At 56.9% G+C, this 14,220-nt stretch carries 15 protein-coding genes; 8 read left to right on the forward strand and 7 right to left on the reverse strand.

Annotation, left to right across the window (positions count from 1 at the left end):
• Positions 1-87: 87 nt before the first annotated feature.
• The gene (gene edd, locus OSH03_RS09135; RefSeq protein WP_041909456.1) at positions 88-1,899 is read left to right on the forward strand and encodes a phosphogluconate dehydratase; all 1,812 of its coding nucleotides are present in this window, start codon (positions 88-90) and stop codon (positions 1,897-1,899) included.
• Positions 1,900-1,938: 39 nt separating this feature from the next.
• On the forward strand, positions 1,939-2,580 hold the full coding sequence (gene kdgA / locus OSH03_RS09140; protein WP_014884307.1) for a bifunctional 4-hydroxy-2-oxoglutarate aldolase/2-dehydro-3-deoxy-phosphogluconate aldolase: 642 nt from the start codon (positions 1,939-1,941) through the stop codon (positions 2,578-2,580).
• 41 nt (positions 2,581-2,621) lie between these two features.
• On the opposite strand, the gene purT is transcribed toward kdgA, so the two are convergent.
• The gene (gene purT, locus OSH03_RS09145; protein WP_266178859.1) at positions 2,622-3,800 is read right to left on the reverse strand and encodes a formate-dependent phosphoribosylglycinamide formyltransferase; all 1,179 of its coding nucleotides are present in this window, start codon (positions 3,798-3,800) and stop codon (positions 2,622-2,624) included.
• Positions 3,801-3,970: 170 nt separating this feature from the next.
• On the opposite strand from purT, the gene OSH03_RS09150 reads away from it, so the two are divergent.
• Positions 3,971-4,621, forward strand: coding sequence for a tellurite resistance TerB family protein (locus tag OSH03_RS09150; protein ID WP_061097880.1), 651 nt, complete (start codon positions 3,971-3,973; stop codon positions 4,619-4,621).
• 83 nt (positions 4,622-4,704) lie between these two features.
• Complete coding sequence (gene ptrB / locus OSH03_RS09155; RefSeq protein WP_151412598.1) at positions 4,705-6,765, forward strand: oligopeptidase B; 2,061 nt, start codon at positions 4,705-4,707, stop codon at positions 6,763-6,765.
• Here ptrB and exoX read toward each other — a convergent pair.
• The 3 genes from exoX to OSH03_RS09170 all read right to left on the reverse strand — a co-directional run bounded on the left by exoX (position 6,762) and on the right by OSH03_RS09170 (position 8,440).
• Complete coding sequence (gene exoX / locus OSH03_RS09160) at positions 6,762-7,424, reverse strand: exodeoxyribonuclease X (RefSeq protein WP_025756911.1); 663 nt, start codon at positions 7,422-7,424, stop codon at positions 6,762-6,764. The genes ptrB and exoX overlap by 4 nt on opposite strands.
• A gap of 24 nt (positions 7,425-7,448) precedes the next feature.
• Positions 7,449-8,099: a nitrilase-related carbon-nitrogen hydrolase gene (locus OSH03_RS09165; RefSeq protein WP_266178860.1), complete on the reverse strand. Its 651-nt coding sequence runs from the start codon at positions 8,097-8,099 to the stop codon at positions 7,449-7,451.
• 110 nt (positions 8,100-8,209) lie between these two features.
• On the reverse strand, positions 8,210-8,440 hold the full coding sequence (locus OSH03_RS09170) for a DNA polymerase III subunit theta (RefSeq protein WP_013096102.1): 231 nt from the start codon (positions 8,438-8,440) through the stop codon (positions 8,210-8,212).
• A 136-nt stretch (positions 8,441-8,576) separates the two neighbouring features.
• On the opposite strand from OSH03_RS09170, the gene yobA reads away from it, so the two are divergent.
• The 3 genes from yobA to OSH03_RS09185 are packed head-to-tail and all read left to right on the forward strand — an operon-like array spanning position 8,577 to position 10,174.
• A complete protein-coding gene (gene yobA, locus OSH03_RS09175) occupies positions 8,577-8,948 on the forward strand; it encodes a CopC domain-containing protein YobA (protein ID WP_266178933.1) in 372 nt (123 codons plus the stop codon).
• Between the two features lies 1 nt (position 8,949).
• A complete protein-coding gene (gene copD / locus OSH03_RS09180) occupies positions 8,950-9,819 on the forward strand; it encodes a copper homeostasis membrane protein CopD (protein WP_151412600.1) in 870 nt (289 codons plus the stop codon).
• A 16-nt stretch (positions 9,820-9,835) separates the two neighbouring features.
• Positions 9,836-10,174, forward strand: a complete 339-nt coding sequence (locus OSH03_RS09185; protein ID WP_266178861.1) for a YebY family protein — start codon at positions 9,836-9,838, stop codon at positions 10,172-10,174.
• A gap of 405 nt (positions 10,175-10,579) precedes the next feature.
• Here the strand turns inward: OSH03_RS09185 and OSH03_RS09190 are convergent, their stop codons facing one another.
• Positions 10,580-11,521: a VirK/YbjX family protein gene (locus OSH03_RS09190; RefSeq protein ID WP_266178862.1), complete on the reverse strand. Its 942-nt coding sequence runs from the start codon at positions 11,519-11,521 to the stop codon at positions 10,580-10,582.
• A gap of 168 nt (positions 11,522-11,689) precedes the next feature.
• Here OSH03_RS09190 and pphA point away from each other — a divergent pair, with 168 nt between their 5' ends.
• A complete protein-coding gene (gene pphA / locus OSH03_RS09195; protein ID WP_266178863.1) occupies positions 11,690-12,334 on the forward strand; it encodes a protein-serine/threonine phosphatase in 645 nt (214 codons plus the stop codon).
• Between the two features lie 34 nt (positions 12,335-12,368).
• Here pphA and OSH03_RS09200 read toward each other — a convergent pair whose 3' ends face one another.
• The gene (locus tag OSH03_RS09200) at positions 12,369-12,608 is read right to left on the reverse strand and encodes a YebV family protein (RefSeq protein ID WP_006176013.1); all 240 of its coding nucleotides are present in this window, start codon (positions 12,606-12,608) and stop codon (positions 12,369-12,371) included.
• A 105-nt stretch (positions 12,609-12,713) separates the two neighbouring features.
• Entirely contained in the window at positions 12,714-14,156 is a 1,443-nt protein-coding gene (gene rsmF, locus OSH03_RS09205; RefSeq protein WP_151412604.1) for a 16S rRNA (cytosine(1407)-C(5))-methyltransferase RsmF, read from the reverse strand.
• Between the last annotated feature and the right edge of the window lie 64 nt (positions 14,157-14,220).

The following is a 14,220-nucleotide window of genomic DNA, read 5'->3' on the forward strand; positions in this document are numbered from 1 at the left end:
CCGGACAGCAAGCGTTTCAGCGTTGTTAACAACCGCCAGCGACTTTGTAAACTCCCGAGCCCGGACAGATAAATTAAAGGAGCTTTTATGAATCCTGTATTGTTACGCGTAACACAACGCATTATCGAGCGCTCGAAAGAGACCCGTTCGGCCTACCTCGCCCGCATTGAACAGGCGAAAAGCAACACCGTTCACCGCTCCCAGCTGGCCTGCGGTAACCTGGCTCACGGCTTCGCCGCCTGCCAGCCCGATGACAAAGCCTCCCTGAAAAGCATGCTGCGTAACAATATCGCTATTATCACGTCCTATAACGATATGCTCTCCGCGCACCAGCCGTATGAGGTCTATCCCAACATCATTCGTAAAGCGCTGCACAGCGTGAACGCGGTGGGCCAGGTGGCGGGCGGCGTGCCGGCGATGTGCGACGGCGTGACGCAGGGGCAGGATGGTATGGAGCTGTCGCTGCTGAGCCGCGAAGTGATTGCGATGTCTGCCGCGGTGGGCCTGTCACACAACATGTTTGATGGCGCGCTGTATCTCGGCGTATGCGACAAAATCGTCCCGGGACTGGTGATGGCGGCGCTGTCGTTTGGTCATCTGCCTGCGATTTTCGTGCCGTCCGGCCCGATGGCCAGCGGTCTGCCGAATAAAGAAAAAGTGCGTATCCGCCAGCTGTATGCGGAAGGCAAAGCCGATCGTCAGGCGCTGCTCGAAGCCGAAGCCGCGTCCTACCATGCGCCGGGCACCTGTACGTTCTACGGTACGGCCAACACCAACCAGATGGTGGTGGAGTTTATGGGGATGCAGCTTCCGGGCTCGTCCTTCATCCAGCCGGACGCGCCGCTGCGCCAGGCGCTGACCGAGGCCGCGGCCCGTCAGGTGACGCGTCTGACCGGAAACGGCAATGAATGGATGCCGATGGGCAAAATGGTCGACGAAAAAGTGATCGTCAACGGTATCGTCGCCCTGCTGGCGACCGGCGGTTCAACCAACCACACCATGCACCTGGTGGCCATGGCGCGCGCGGCGGGCATTCTGATTAACTGGGATGACTTCTCTGACATCTCCTCCGTGGTACCGCTGATGGCGCGCCTGTACCCGAACGGTCCGGCTGACATCAACCACTTCCAGGCCGCGGGCGGCGTCCCGCTGCTGATGCGCGAGCTGCTGAAAGGCGGTCTGCTGCATGAAGATGTGAACACCGTAGCCGGATTTGGCCTGCAGCGCTACACCCAGGAGCCGTGGCTGAACAACGGCGAGCTGGACTGGCGCGACGGGGCAACCGCGTCTCTTGATCCGCAGGTGATTGCCACTATCGACAAACCGTTCTCCCACCACGGCGGTACCAAAGTGCTGAGCGGCAACCTTGGCCGCGCGGTAATGAAGACCTCTGCCGTGCCGGAAGAGAACCAGGTTATCGAAGCCCCGGCGGTCGTGTTTGAAAGCCAGCACGACGTGCTGCCTGCCTTCGACGCCGGTCTGCTTGATAAAGACTGCGTGGTGGTGGTGCGTCATCAGGGGCCAAAAGCGAATGGCATGCCAGAATTACATAAACTTATGCCACCACTTGGTGTATTATTGGACCGCCGTTTCAAAATTGCGTTAGTGACCGATGGTCGCCTCTCAGGCGCATCCGGCAAAGTGCCTTCCGCCATCCACGTCACGCCTGAAGCCTACGACGGCGGCTTGCTGGCGAAAGTGCGCGACGGCGACATGATCCGCGTGAACGGCCAGACAGGCGAGTTAACCCTGCTGGTGGATGACGCAGAGCTGGCGGCACGTCAGCCCCATATTCCTGACCTGAGCGCATCGCGCGTGGGGACCGGACGCGAAATGTTCAGCGCGCTGCGTGAAAAGCTCTCCGGTGCGGAGCAGGGCGCAACCTGTATTACGTTTTAAGACGACTTGATTTTAACGATCTGGCGAGAGAGAACTCTGATGAAAAACTGGAAAACAAGTGCAGAAGCAATCCTGACCACTGGCCCTGTCGTGCCGGTTATCGTGGTAAACAAGCTGGAGCACGCTGTGCCGATGGCGAAAGCGCTGGTTGCGGGCGGCGTTCGCGTTCTGGAAGTGACCCTGCGTACCGCCTGCGCGATGGATGCCATCCGCGCCATCGCTAAAGAAGTGCCGGACGCCATCATCGGTGCGGGTACCGTTCTCAACGCGCAGCAGCTGGCGGAAGTGACCGAAGCCGGCGCACAGTTTGCCATCAGCCCGGGCCTGACCGAGCCGCTGCTGAAGGCCGCGACCGAAGGCACCATTCCTTTGATCCCGGGCATCAGCACCGTTTCTGAACTGATGCTTGGCATGGACTACGGTCTGAAAGAGTTCAAATTCTTCCCGGCAGAAGCAAACGGCGGCACCAAAGCGCTGCAGGCAATTGCGGGTCCCTTCTCTCAGGTACGCTTCTGCCCGACGGGCGGTATCTCCCCGGCTAACTACCGCGACTACCTGGCGCTGAAAAGCGTGCTGTGCATCGGCGGCTCATGGCTGGTTCCGGCGGATGCGCTGGAAGCGGGCGACTGGGATCGCATCACGAAACTGGCTCGTGAAGCGGTTGAAGGCGCGAAGCAGTAAGCCATTCGCAGCATGAAAAACGGGCCTTTCGGCCCGTTTTTTTATCCTGCTACCTGAACGTTCGCTGCCGCTGCTTTTGCTCTTGCAACGGCCTCGTCAACGTTATCCCCGGTGGCTAACGCCACGCCCAGGCGACGCGTACCGTCGATCTCCGGCTTGCCGAACAGACGGACCTGCAGGCCCGCGCCAACCGCGCCTTCGACGTTATCAAACGTGACGTTCTGACTTGTCAACCGCGGCAGGATCACCGCCGACGCCGCCGGGCCGTACTGGCGGATGCCGCCAACCGGCAGGCCGAGGAAGGCGCGCACGTGCAGGGCGAACTCCGAGAGATCCTGCGAAATGAGCGTGACCATGCCGGTGTCGTGCGGGCGAGGGGAGACTTCGCTGAAGATCACTTCGTTACCGCAGACGAACAGCTCCACGCCGAACAGGCCGTAACCGCCCAGGGCCAGAACGGTCTTACGGGCAATCTCCCGGGCACGCTCCAGCGCCAGGGGGCTCATCTGCTGCGGCTGCCAGGATTCGCGGTAATCGCCATCTTCCTGTCGGTGACCGATCGGGTCGCAGAAATGGACGCCGTCCACGGCGCTGACGGTGAGCAGGGTGATTTCGAAATCAAACTTCACCACGCCTTCGACAATGACGCGACCGGCACCGGCACGGCCACCCTGTTGCGCATAATCCCACGCGCTGTCCAGCGTGCTGCTGTCGCGAATAAAGCTCTGACCTTTACCGGAAGAGCTCATCACCGGCTTAATGATGCACGGGTAGCCAATCTCTTCAACGGCCTGCAGGAATGCGGCTTTGTCACCCGCAAAACGGTAGCCTGAGGTAGGCAGCCCCAGCTCCTCCGCCGCCAGGCGGCGAATGCCTTCACGGTTCATGGTCAACTTTGCCGCTTTGGCGCAGGGCACCACGCGCTGGCCTTCCTGCTCAAGGGCGATCAGCGTATCGGTTGCGATAGCTTCAATTTCCGGCACAACAAAATCCGGTTTCTCTCGTGCAATGAGCGTACGCAGGGCATCACCGTCCAGCATGTTAATCACATAAGAACGATGGGCGACGTGCATGGCAGGCGCGTCGGCGTAGCGGTCTACGGCAATCACCTCCACCCCTAAACGCTGACATTCAATGGCGACTTCCTTACCCAGTTCGCCCGATCCCAACAGCATTACGCGCGTCGCCGCAGGTCGCAGCGCGGTTCCTAAACGAGTCATAACATTCCCCCTGAAAAAGATGCGCGCAGTATAAACGAAAACGTTTGCGTCTGTCTTGCGCAGGGCAAAAGGGCAGACGAGAAATTTGCGCTTCTTTAGCCTTAGCGGACATTTCCTGACGCCTGCTCGCTTACGCTGTGGAAAATGTTACCCGATAAGCGAGGGAATCCATGTCAGGCTGGTTAAATCAACTGCAATCCATGTTAGGGCAGAAAACGTCAGGTTCCGGCGAGCAGGGGCTGAGCAAGCTGCTGGTACCGGGGGCACTCGGTGGGCTGGCAGGGCTGCTGGTTGCCAATAAATCCTCACGTAAGCTGCTGGCAAAATACGGTACCGGCGCGCTGCTGGCCGGGGGCGGCGCAATCGCCGGCACCGTGCTGTGGAACAAATATAAGGACAGAGTGCGAGCGGCGCACCGCGATGAACCTCACTATGGGGAGCATACTTCTCCGCTGGATCTGCGCACGGAGCGGCTCATCCTTGCGCTGGTTTTCGCCGCCAAAAGCGACGGGCACATTGATGATAAAGAGAGAGCGGCTATCGAACAGCAGCTGCGCGAAGCCGGTGTTGAAGAGCAGGGCAGGACGCTGGTGGCGCAGGCCATTGAGCAGCCGCTCGATCCGCAGCGTCTGGCGCTAGGCGTAAAGAATGAAGAAGAGGCGCTGGAGCTCTATTTCCTCAGCTGTGCCGCCATTGATGTCGATCACTTTATGGAACGCAGCTATCTCAACGCCCTGGGCGATGCGCTGAAAATCCCTCAGGACGTACGCGAAGGAATAGAAAAAGATATCCGGGAGCAAAAACAGACGCTACAGGGCTAGCTATCGCCTGTGGTCATGTTTCGCTTGCATCATGCGCGGGTTTTGCCAACCTTATAGGGTGTAAAACTCAAAAGAATGATGACATGCCACCGAAAGCCCGACGTACTCCTTATGCGATCGTCACGCATGGCGATACGCGTATAGACAACTATTACTGGCTGCGGGACGATTCGCGTTCCCGGCCAGAGGTGCTCGACTACCTGCACGAAGAAAACGACTATGGCCGCAGGGTCATGGCCAGCCAGCAGGCGCTGCAGGACCAGCTGCTGAACGAAATGGTGCAGCGTATTCCTCAGCGCGATATCTCCGCGCCCTGGACCAAAAACGGCTATCGCTATCGCCATATCTACGAGCCGGGCAACGAGTATCCCATCTATCAGCGGCAGTCGGTATTAAGCGCCGAGTGGGATGAATGGGACATTCTGCTGGATGCGAACCAGCGCGCCGCCCACAGCGAGTTTTATACCCTGGGCGGTATGTCCATCTCCCCGGACAACACCATTATGGCGCTGGCGGAGGATTATCTCTCCCGGCGCCAGTACGGCCTGCGTTTTCGCAACCTGGAAACCGGCAACTGGTATCCGGAAATGCTGGAAAACGTCTCCCCGGATTTTGTCTGGGCGAACGATTCCGAGACGGTCTACTACGTTAAAAAGCACGCCTCCACGCTGCTGCCTTATCAGGTATGGCGCCATACCGTAGGCACGGACTCAGCCGATGACGAGCTGGTCTATGAAGAGAAAGACGAAACGTTTTATGTCAGCCTGCATAAAACCTCCTCGCGCCACTATGTGATTATCTTCCTCGCCAGCGCCACCACCTCGGAAGTGCTGCTCCTGGATGCCGAACTGCCTGACGCCCAGCCGCTCTGTTTCCTGCCGCGCCGCAAGGATCACGAGTACAGCCTGGATCACTTCCAGCACAGCTTTTATCTGCGTTCGAATCGTGAAGGCAAGAACTTTGGTCTGTACAAAACCAAGGTGCGCGACGAGCGCAAGTGGGAGGTGCTCATTCCCGCGCGGGATCAGGTGATGCTTGAAGGGTTCACGCTGTTTACCGACTGGCTGGTGGTGGAGGAGCGCCAGCGGGGGCTGACCAGCATCCGGCAGATCAACCGTAAAACGCGCGAGGTGATAGGGATCGCGTTCGACGATCCGGCCTACGTCACGTGGATCGGCTTTAACCCGGAACCTGAATCGTCCCGGCTGCGCTACGGCTATTCGTCCATGACCACGCCGGATACGCTCTTCGAGCTGGATATGGATACCGGACAGCGCCAGGTGCTTAAGCAAACCGAAGTAAAGGGCTTTGATTCCGACAATTACCGCAGCGAACACCTGTGGGTCACCGCGCGCGATGGCGTGGAGGTGCCGGTCTCGCTCGTTTATCACAAGGCGCATTTCCAGAAGGGTAAAAATCCGATCCTGGTCTACGGCTACGGCTCCTATGGCTCCAGCATGGATGCCGACTTCAGCAGCAGCAGATTAAGCCTGCTCGACCGCGGCTTTGTTTTCGCCATTGCCCATATTCGCGGCGGCGGCGAGCTGGGGCAGCACTGGTATGAAGACGGGAAATTCCTGAAAAAGAAAAACACCTTCAACGACTATCTCGACGTCTGCGATGCGCTGATTGAGCAAGGCTATGGCGATCCTCAGCTCTGCTTCGGCATGGGCGGCAGCGCGGGGGGAATGCTGATGGGGGCCGTCATCAATCAGCGGCCCGATCGCTTTAAGGGCATTGTTGCGCAGGTACCGTTTGTCGATGTGGTTACCACCATGCTCGATGAGTCCATCCCTTTGACGACCGGGGAGTTTGAGGAGTGGGGCAACCCGCAGGATGAAACCTACTATCGCTATATGAAAGAGTACAGCCCGTACGACAACGTGGAAGCGAAAGCGTACCCGCACATGCTGGTGACGACCGGCTTGCACGATTCACAGGTGCAATACTGGGAACCGGCAAAATGGGTAGCAAAGCTGCGGGAGCTGAAAACCGATGATAACCTGCTGCTGCTCTGTACCGATATGGACTCCGGGCACGGGGGGAAATCCGGGCGATTCAAATCCTACGAAGGGGTGGCCCTGGAGTATGCCTTTTTGATTGGCCTGGCGCAGGATACGTTGCCAGGCCGCGCGCAGCGTTAAGCTTCGCCCAGATAGTGCTTCAGGGTTAAGCGCAGTTCCGGGCTCATTTTGTCGAGGTTGTTATACAGCCAGCGCAGATAGCCCGGATCTTTATCCGCAATATCCGATACCGCTCTCCCGCGGTATTTGCCGAAGGTGAACGTCGTCAGCAGCGCAGGGCGCCCGGTGATCGTTGCCATATCATCCGGCGTCCAGCCCGATGTATTCATAATATCTATGAGCAGCGCGGCGGTGATATAGCAGTCATACAGGGCGCGGTGATGGTGCAGCCCTTCCGGGGTTCTGACGCTGAGCTTGCGGGATTTATACAGCGCCATATTGCTGTATTTGATCCCCGGCCAGAGGCGACGCGCCAGCTTCATGGTACAAATCCACTCCCCGGGCATTTCGGGGAGTACCCGACGGTCAAAGCTGGCGTTGTGGGCAACGTACCATGGGCTGCCGTAGTAGTGCGGGATAACGTCTTCTATCCAGGGTTTATCCGCCACCATTGATTCTGTAATGCGATGGATAGCCATTGCCTGTGGGCTAATAGGACGATCGGGACGCACCAGATGGCTCATCGGGTTGACGATTTTTCCGTCAACCACGTCGACCGAGGCCACTTCTACAATTCCGCCCTGAAGATCGCAAGTTTCGGTATCAATGACGCGCAGCATGAAAATCTCCTGAGCTTAAAACGCTTAGCCTAAAGGAATGATATCGCCTTGCCAACCCTGTCCGTTGCGCGTGCCGGTCAACAGGAGCTCACCCTTATCGGCCCGAACGATCAGCTGGCCTTTTTCATCCCATAACGCGCTGCCCGCGCTGGCATTCGCCATTAATACCGCGATGGCATACCTGTGCGCAAAGCGCTGCAGAGTATTGATGAACTGTCGCCAGCGGTAGTCCCTCACCGACTGGCAGCTGGTGAAGAGCGTTGCCTGCGGATCAAGATTCGGGGAATCACTTTGCCCATCGATAATCGTGAGCTGTTTATCACCCGGCACCAGGCTGGCGCCGCTCCCCTGAGGGTAGCGCAGAATACGATCGCGAGAGGGGGTGAACAGCGCAAGGCCTTTCTGGCGCTGGCCGTTTCGTTCAACGGGAAGCCCTGCAATGAGGGTAATGCGGTAAAAATGGGCGGCGTCAAGCAATGGCTGTAGCCGATCGTCTTCGGGCGGGAGCGGCAATGCCGTCGCGCCCGGGCCGGTTAACGAGAGTTCCGGGAAAACCAGCAAATCGCACTGATGCTGTGCCGCTTCGGCAATAAAGTGGAGATGGTGCGCAACATGGTCATCTACGCTGTGGTGCTGCCCGCCATACTGGGCTGCCGCAATATTCCAATGTGACATCGTGACTTCCTTATACACAGAGTCGCAGGGATTAGAGAATACACCTAATTTAATCAGGGTTTTCTTATCCTGCCAGATTCCGCGTAAGGAAGTGTAACGAGTCGTTAAGCTTATTTAACTTTCGGCTCGTACGGCAAGCGGGAGAGGTTGACCGAGGCGAGACGGTGAGCAATTAACCTTTCGCGAAACCAGTCACGCAGATGTGCGGGCTGTTCTCGCTCTACCACTTCTGCCACGATAGGCATGTTGTAACGCTCTTTAAAGGCGACGCCAGCGGCAGCGAGATCGACATTTACTTTATCCATCTCGTCCTGAGGAAGGGCGGCCAGATTGATCTTCATTACCTTCTCCTTATTTTGCGGCGGCAACGTTACCGCGATTGCGCGACGATGACAAGCAGAGCGGGATGATCCTCGACTCGTTTATTATACAGCGTTATTCTTTAGCATACAGGCATAACAAAAAGGAATGATTGTGATGGGTTTATCCGCTTCCCGCGCGGTATGCGCACTGGTTTTTCTGGCCTCAACGGTAATCTCACCCTCCGTGCTGGCGCATGCGCATCTTAAGCAGCAGAGCCCGGCTGCTGACAGCCAGGTGGCACCACCGCAGGTGCTGACGCTGAATTTCTCCGAAGGCATTGAGCCCGGATTTAGCGGCGTCGTGGTGACGGATGCGCAAAAGCAGGTGATTAAAACCGGTACTGCTTCGCGAGACGAAAAGAACAAGGCGCAGCTGACCGTTCCGCTGGAACAGACGCTGGCGCCGGGGGCTTACCGGGTGGACTGGCACGTGGTTTCCGTCGACGGCCATAAAACCAAAGGAAGCTATCACTTCAGCGTGAAATAGCATGCTGGGACTGTTATACGTAGGATTGCGCTTTATCCATTTTGCGGCGCTGATGCTCGTGTTTGGCAACGCGCTTTACAGCGTCTGGTTTGCACCTTCCGGGCTGCACCGCCTGATGGCCAGGCGTTTCCAGCTCCAGCAGAGAGTGGCGTCCATCATCAGCCTGGCCGCTGCGATCCTGATGTTTATGCTTCAGGGCGGCTTAATGGGCAACGGCTGGGGCGATGTGTTTAACCCGCAAATCTGGCACAGCGTTCTGGGAACGCGGTTTGGCGGCGTCTGGCTGTGGCAAATTATCCTCGCTGCCATCACCGTTGCCGCCGCGTGGCTCGCGCCGCTGAAAGGCTCGCGGCTGCTGCTGCTCGCCATGGGTCAGCTTATCCTGCTGGCAGGGGTAGGGCATGCGGCGATGAACGACGGCCCGATGGGGGCGATACAGCGTCTGAATCATGCTGTTCACCTGCTGTGTGCCGCAACCTGGGTGGGGGGATTGCTGCCGCTGCTGTTCTGCATGCACCTGGCGAAAGGACGCTGGCAGAACGCGGCCATCTACACCATGATGCGTTTCTCGCGCGTGGGGCATTATGCCGTCGCGGGCGTGCTGCTCACCGGCGTAGTGAATGCGCTGCTGATTCTGGGCATCCATATTCCCTGGCAGGCTGGCTACGTGCAGTTTTTGTTGTTCAAATGTGCTCTCGTGGCGTTGATGGTGGCAATTGCGCTGGCAAATCGGTATTTTCTGGTGCCACGGTTCCGTCCGGATTCCGGGCGCGCACAACGGCTTTTTATCAGGATGACACAGGCAGAGGTGGTGCTGGGCGCGCTGGTTCTGGCAACGGTCAGTCTGTTTGCTACCTGGGAACCCTTCTGACAAGGTTAACTATTCAATGAAAAAGACAGTACTTTCACTCTTATTGCTGGCCTGCGCGGGAAGCGCCCTGGCGGCACCGCAGATAATCACCGTCAGCCGTTTTGAAGTGGGCAAAGATAAATGGGCCTTTAATCGCGAAGAGGTGATGCTGACCTGCCGTCCGGGCCATGCGCTGTATGCGATCAACCCGAGCACGCTGGTCCAGTACCCGCTAAACGATACCGCTGAGCAGCAGGTCACCAGCGGCAAGAGCAGCGGTCAGCCAATCAGCGTGATTCAGATTGATGACCCGGCCCACCCGGGGCAGAAGATGAGCCTGGCACCGTTTATCGAGCGTGCCGAAAAGCTCTGCTGACGTTCAGGTTTCCCATAAAAAACCGCAGATGCTCGCGAAAGCACTGCGGTTTTTTACTTTTAATGATGCTCTGACGCTTTTTTTCAGGCCACTTTTGCTGTGGACTGGAAAACCTGGCGTCGTCATCTATTCTTAAAAGGCAAGGCGACTTAGCCTGCATTAATGCCAACTTTTAGCGCACGGCTCTCTCCCAAGAGCCATTTCCCTGGACCGAATACAGGAATCGTATTCGGTCTCTTTTTATCTGTATAAAAGTGAATAACTTAACCCCATTATCTTCTTTATACAGCGCATACGTCCTTTGCGACTTCGTAAAACATAACACAACACAGCATGCGGAAGTCCAGCCCTTTTTGCCTGTTTTGTTAAATTTTTGTGAGTAGTCAGCGAAAGTCAGTGCTGTGCTTAAAAGCGGGACTTAACGGACGCCTCGATTTCATCAAGCAGTTCAAAGCGACGGCGGTATTCAGCGCGTTTTTTACTGGCTATCTCGTCAAGGGATTTGCGCTCCATCTGCAGCGGCAGCTGCCAGCAGAAGGCGGAGAGTTTTTTTCCGCCCAGAGAATCCCAGAATTCGTCATAGCTGGCGTGGAAATGACGGCCTTTGCTGAGGCGATAGCGTAGCGCGCGGAAAACGTGCCCCTCATCGCTGACGGCAAAAATGGCCCTGACAGATGACTGCGCTGCCAGTTGGAAAAGCACTTCCATCAGCACGCGCTTGGGAAACAGGCCATGGCAGGCGCGAGTTGCCTGTTTAATGGCATCTCGTGTTACGCAGCGACGAGGTCCCTGAAGTCCGCCAATAACCATAACGGGCTGACCATTGCTGCGGGCGACGCTAAAGGTCAGGCTGGCCAGAAGCGTATCCTCGTTGTCGCGCAGCCAGAGCGTGCTCTCACCTTCACGCTCGGCTTTGCCGGCTGAGGACGCATTAACCGTGTAGATCACGCCGTCTTTTGCATGGAACTGCACAACAGGTTGTTCCTGCGGGCCGGTCATAGCCTGGGCGAGACCGCTCTCCTTCAGGCTATCAATCCAGTGGTAATGGTTAACGATAGCGTCGGCGCGATCGGTTGCCGTCAGACCGCGCATCAGGTACTGCCGATGGGTCTTGCTGGGCAACGTAATTTGCGATGTCAGCAGTTTGTCGAAATCGTCACGGCCAGAGAGGGCTTCCAGCATACGGTGGGTGGAAGACCAAAATAGCAGGGAACGTAAAAGGAACTTCAGCCGGTATTCGCGTTTCCGCCAGATTGGCCCCGGGACGCGTTTGCCGTTCACCAGCTCGGAAATAATATTCGTGCGATGCGGGTAGAACACATCGTTATGTAGCTGTGTATTAGACACGTGAAGACCTCTCGTTTTTATTTCCCCTTATTCTAAGGAGCCAGTAAAAAGGGATTAATAGCGCGCGGATCTTTATTTCTCTTTGGTTTACCGTTTGTTTTACTTTGTAAGAACTGCGCCGGCCTTACTGCGCTTTTTACGGCGGCTATACTGTTAAAGGGAGGCCTTATGTATCAGCGAATCGAAGGTGGAGAGTGGCGTCACGTCTGGGTTGTCAGCGATATACACGGCTGTTACCAAAGGCTCATGGAGGAACTGAAACGTCGTCATTTCAATCCGTATGAGGATTTACTTATTTCCGTTGGCGATATGATCGATCGCGGTCCGGACAGCGTGAAATCGTTGCAGCTCATCAATGAGAAATGGTTTCGAGCCGTGCGGGGTAACCATGAGCAAATGGCAATAGATAGCCTGGATAATAATGATTTTGCGCTCTGGACAATGAATGGTGGAATGTGGTTTTCGCGGCTTGAGCATGAGGAGCAGCAGCGGGCGCGCTCGTTACTTAACGCCTGCCGGGAGTTACCGCATATTATCGAAATTACCTGCGCGAACGGGCTGAACGTTATTGCTCATGCTGATTACCCGACGGAGGAATACCGCTGGCAGAAACCGGTAAGCGCCCAGCGCGTGTTATGGGATCGCGACCGCCTGATGGGGTTTATGGTGGGCAAAGGGCAGGGAATTAGCGGGGCGGATCACTTCTGGTTCGGGCATACGCCCGTCGAAAGACGGTATGATTTCTCTAACCTGCACTATATTGATACGGGGGCGGTTTTTGACGGGTACTTTACGCTGGCACAGCTGCAGTAATAAATAACCCGCCTTCGGGCGGGTTCTCTTTAGGTCAGGCAAGGCGCAAGACCCAGGCATCGGTTTTACTATCGTAATGCTCACGGTAAAGAACAGAGTGTTCGCCATCAAGTATTGCCGGGACGCTGGTGTCCGCATCCCATGCATCAAGCTGCATGCACAAATCCGGGTCGGATTTGCAGGGAATACTTAACGTTCGATCGCCTTGTGCTTCGCCGCGCAGTTCTGCGTCGTCGATCTCAAAAGCGCCAATACGCACGCTGGTTTTCGTCATAGTGCTCTCCGGGTCGGTTGTCAAAATCTGGTATGACCAGTATGGGCATCCATTTTTGATCGTAGACAAGGAGAGCGAAATCGCCAGTAAAAAAATGCGCTTTTTTCAGGCGGTGCGATCGTTACCGGTAAACAGACGGCCATCGCGGACCAGCTCGCGTGGATAGCTGTTTTTAAGCCTTGAGCCTACCTTTTTGGCCAGCCCCAGCGGGTATCCCTGATAGGTCACCACCACTTCATCTGCGCAAGGCGAGGTGTCAGGATAAACATCGCGACCACGATACCACTCTTCAGCTTCCTGATGCGTCAGGGCGAAAGTATTCTCATGCCCGGCAAGCGCGATGACCGCCTCGTGCTGCCAGCGATACCCTTTGTTATGCACTTCCGCCAGGCGGATCCCGATGCGTGAAAAACGCACTTTGCCAATCAGCGGCTCAATATTCGCCGGGAAAAGCCAAATCTCTTTGTCACGCGTCCAGGGGCGCAGGCTTTCATCCCACTCCAGCCCAACCTTGCTGGCTGCGGCTTCAAGCTGCGCGACATCGCGGCCTTTAAGCGGTGCAAACGGGAAGGTGCCGACCTTGAATTTAGGTGCAGGCAGGGGAGCAACCGCCTGCGTTTTCCGCAGGCGCGCTACAAAGAACCCTTCGCAGTCGTAAATCTGCGGGAACACGTGGAGGAAACCTTCCGGCGTGACCGCCTCCTGTGCCGAGGAAAACAGATCGTTGAGCGGAAGGAACTCGACGGCATCCGGGTATTGCGCTTTCAGCCACAGGCAGACGTCTTCGTTTTCATCCCGGTTTAATGTACACGTAGAATACACCAGCGTGCCGCCGGGGCGCAGGGCGTGGAACGCGCTGTCGATCAGCTCGCGCTGCGTGGCGGCGATCTCAAGATTGCTCTCCATGGACCAGTTCTTTAACGCGTCGGGATCTTTACGCACTACCCCTTCACCGGAGCAGGGGGCGTCCAGCAGGATGGCATCAAACATTTCCGGCAGGGCGGCGCCAAAGACGCGACCGTCGAAGTGCGTAAGTGCGACATTGTGAATACCGCAGCGGCTGATATTGGCATGCAGCACCTTCACGCGGCTGGCGGAAAACTCGTTGGCGAGGATCGCGCCGCGGTTGCCCATGCGCGCGGCAATCTGCGTGGTTTTCGAGCCTGGCGCAGCGGCGACATCCATCACCCGTTCAGGCACGTTGCCGTCGGCGAACAGGGCGGCAACCGGCAGCATCGAACTCGCTTCCTGAATATAAAACAGTCCGCTCAGATGTTCTGCGGTACTTCCCAGCGGCACGGCGTCTTCATCATCGCGCTCGATCCAGAATCCCTCTTCACACCACGGAACCGGCGTAAGCTGCCAGCCGTACGGAGAGACCAGCGTCAGAAAATCCTCTACGCTGATTTTCAGCGTGTTAACGCGGATGCTCCGGCGTAACGGACGCTGGCAGGCGGCGATAAAATCGTCCAGCGACAGATGAGAGGGAAGCGCCTCGCGCATGAGCGCCAGGAATTGTTCAGGAAGAAATACGGAGTTTTGAGCCACGGGCACACCACAGGGAAAAGTTCAGGTGCGCAGTGTAACATAAAGGCTCCGGTGCGTTGACACC

It is taken from the genome of Enterobacter nematophilus, from assembly GCF_026344075.1.
Classification (GTDB): domain Bacteria; phylum Pseudomonadota; class Gammaproteobacteria; order Enterobacterales; family Enterobacteriaceae; genus Enterobacter; species Enterobacter nematophilus.